This is a genomic window from Mycobacterium sp. NGS68 (assembly GCF_059812195.1).
In genome coordinates this window covers 1-662 of record NZ_JCALCE010000087.1, presented here as the reverse complement: position 1 = coordinate 662, position 662 = coordinate 1, and the positions used below count along the sequence as shown (strand labels likewise).

The following is a 662-nucleotide window of genomic DNA, read 5'->3' as shown; positions in this document are numbered from 1 at the left end:
GGCCTACTCGCCTGGACCAACAGCGACTCCTGGTCACCCACCCAGATCCCGAACTTCGTCCACAAAGCCAACAACCGCGCCAGCCCCAGCACCGGCAAACCCACCGCCAAAGCCCGCACCCACGACCAAGCCCTCAACGAACTCCTCGAGGAAGTCCAAACGCTATGAACGTCAACGCAACCGAAGACGACCTCCGCACCGCCGCCGAAGCGCTCAAGCTCGCATCCATCCTCGACGACCGCGCCCCCGCCGGCGACAAAGCGAGGATCGCCGCCTGGGCAGAGAAGCTGCACAAGCACCGCCTGCAGCGCGGCGACGTCCTCGACGGCCTGCAGGCCTACTACGACTCGCCGTCCGAACGCGCGATCCAGATCGGCGACCTGATCCACCACGCCCGCAACGTCCGCCGCGACCGCACCGAACGCGAACGCGACGCCGAACTGGCCGCGCGGCAGGACATTCACGACCAGAGCGCCGCCAACGAAATGCTCACCCTGGTCGCCAGCGTCCCCCTCGGCCCGGCCGCTAACCGCACCGAACGCCTGGAACGCGCCGAACGCGCCCTGCAGTGCGCCCAGGGCCGTGTCCAGGTCATGGAAGCGATGACTGAGTGGACCGCCGCGAAAGCCGAAGCCAACGGCATCGGCTCGACAGCTAGGACC

1 protein-coding gene is annotated in these 662 nt (G+C 67.8%); it reads left to right on the top strand.

Annotated elements, in window-relative coordinates; genetic code table 11:
- Nucleotides 1-164 precede the first annotated feature (164 nt).
- A partial coding sequence (locus tag AC5Y5V_RS31380) for a hypothetical protein (protein ID WP_499942975.1) occupies nucleotides 165-662 on the top strand: 498 nt, incomplete at its 3' end.